At 56.4% G+C, this 2,281-nt stretch carries 2 protein-coding genes; both read right to left on the bottom strand.

The window, feature by feature from the left end:
* Positions 1 to 214: 214 nt before the first annotated feature.
* Complete coding sequence (uxuA, locus tag HA48_RS21790; RefSeq protein ID WP_128603165.1) at positions 215 to 1,279, bottom strand: mannonate dehydratase; 1,065 nt, start codon at positions 1,277 to 1,279, stop codon at positions 215 to 217.
* Between the two features lie 129 nt (positions 1,280 to 1,408).
* Entirely contained in the window at positions 1,409 to 2,113 is a 705-nt protein-coding gene (locus HA48_RS21785; protein WP_128603164.1) for a response regulator, read from the bottom strand.
* Between the last annotated feature and the right edge of the window lie 168 nt (positions 2,114 to 2,281).

Raw genomic sequence — 2,281 nt, 5'->3', positions numbered from 1 at the left:
CGCTCCCTTCTGACCGTATGCGGGAATCACAGCGATAACATCTCTGAAGATTGCACCGACGGCCAGATGCGCTGGCGCCGTATGCAACAATGGCGGCCCTGACGGGTCGCCACTCCGGAGGTCAAAATAAGCAGCGATAACCATGCTTAACGCAAGAGGGGGGCGTGAGGTAAGCCCGGGCGTCACGTGGCAGGGCGGTGCCGGCTTCAGCCGATCAGCGCTTGCTCAGCGCTTCCCACAGGCCCAGCAGGTAGGTGGTGCCCAGCGCGCGGTCATATAAACCGTAGCCCGGACGGCCGGTCTCGCCCCAGATAAAGCGCCCGTGATCGGAGCGGATATAGCCATCAAAGCCGTTGTCATACATCGACTGCAGCACTTTATACATATCCAGTGAGCCATACTCCGTCGGGTGCGCGCACTCATAGAAATCTTTGTCCTGAATAATTTTGATATTACGCACGTGGGCAAACGGAATACGCTTGCGGCGCGAGAATTCGGCGAGGATCGCATACACATCGTTTTGCGGATCTTCCGCAATCGAACCGGTGCACAGCGTGATGCCGTTGGCTTCAGAATCCACCACGTTGCAGATCCAGTCGAGATCGTCGCGGTTCTTCACCACGCGCGGCAGACCAAAGATCGAATACGGCGGATCGTCCGGGTGGATCGCCATCTTCACGCCCACCTCTTCACACACCGGGATCACCGCTTTCAGGAAGTAAGCCAGGTTATCGCGCAGTTTCGCATCATCCACTCCCTGATATTTGGCAAACAGCTCCTGCACTTTCGCCAGACGCTCCGGTTCCCAGCCCGGCAGGGCAAAACCGTTGGAACTCTCCAGCACCTCTTTCACTACCTCGTCGAGATCCTTATCGATGCCGCGCTTCTCAAACGCCATCGTGATAGAGCCGTCCGGCAGCACATAGTGCATGTCGGTCTTCATCCAGTCGAACACCGGCATGAAGTTGTAGCAGATCACCTTCACGCCCGCTTCGGCGAGGTTACGGATACTCTGCTTATAATTCTCAATATAACGATCGCGGCTTGGCAGGCCGATCTTGATGTCATCATGAATATTGACGCTCTCAATCACCTCCACCGTCAGGCCGGCGGCATGCACCTGCTCCACCAGCGCGGCGATCTTCTCTTTCGGCCAGGTCTCTCCCACCGGCACATCATACAGCGCGCCAACCACGCCGCGTACGCCCGGCACCTGACGAATATTCTCCAGCGAAACTTTATCTTCTTTGGGACCAAACCAACGCATTGTCAGCTGCATAATGATATCCACCGTCATCGTGTCTGTGATTAACGCTAAACTACCATACTAGAATTCATGATAGCAGCGCTCAGGCGGTGATTCGTCTTGATCCGCGTCACAGAACACACTTTATTCGCCGGTACAGGCTCAGTGGGTTATCACCAGGTCGCTGAAGTGCTGCTTGTAGTTGAACAGCTCAAGATCGGATCGCAGCCCCAGTTTACGCAGCGCTGTCTGTTTTTGGCCGCTGATGGTTTTGCGGCTGCGCGCATACTTGCCGGCAATCTGCGTAATGCTTAACCCATCCAGGTAGCAGCGAATCACCTCTATCTCACGCGGGCTGAGCTCCCGCACCAGTAGCGAAATATCCTCGCCGCTTTCGCGTGGCAACAGGTAGTTATGCATCTCGCGGTCGCTCTCTTTAAATTTATCGAGCTCCAGCATCATGTCAGCAGTCAGAAAACGCTTGCCGCGGCAGATCTGGTACAGCGCGCTGATCAACACCTCCTGATCCTGGCTTTTACCGACAAAACCCTGTACGCCCTCTTTCAGCAGCAGCTGGACGATAGCCGGTTTCTCCACTGCGGACGACACCAGAATCCGCAGCTGCGGATAGTGCAGACGTAGCTGTTTAACCATCTGCAGGCCGTCGAGCTGGTCTTCCCCCAGCATATAGTCCAGCACCAGCACATCAACCTGATGCCGTTGCAGAAAAGCCATCAGCTGCTGGCGCTGAGAGAAGGCCCCGGCCATCACCAGCTGAGACTCCTGCGCTAAGCGGTACTGCATGGCTTTGCCGATCAGCGGATGGTCGTCAAGAACCGCCACCCGCCAGATTACGCTCTCTTTCATTATGTCACCTCTTCATGGATGTGCGTTTCGAGTGCGCGGTCAAACAGCGCTTCCAGCTGTTGCACCGCATTAACGACCTCTGGCAGCAGCTGTTGTAGCAGCGCACTGTCCTCCTGTTCCGCCGCCTGCTCGGTGGCGCGACAGCGGTGCTGTAACGCCTCGGCGCGA

Source organism: Pantoea wallisii (assembly GCF_002095485.1).
In the GTDB taxonomy this organism is placed as follows: Bacteria; Pseudomonadota; Gammaproteobacteria; order Enterobacterales; family Enterobacteriaceae; genus Pantoea; species Pantoea wallisii.
Note: the sequence above shows the minus strand (reverse complement) of the source record. Positions and strands in the feature narration are given on the sequence as shown.

What these genes read in the sequence shown, in the direction of transcription:
- HA48_RS21785 (WP_128603164.1), bottom strand. Translation starts at nt 2,113, where the DNA reads ATGAAAGAGAGCGTAATCTGGCGGGTGGCGGTTCTTGACGACCATCCG.
- uxuA (WP_128603165.1), bottom strand. Translation starts at nt 1,279, where the DNA reads ATGCAGCTGACAATGCGTTGGTTTGGTCCCAAAGAAGATAAAGTTTCG.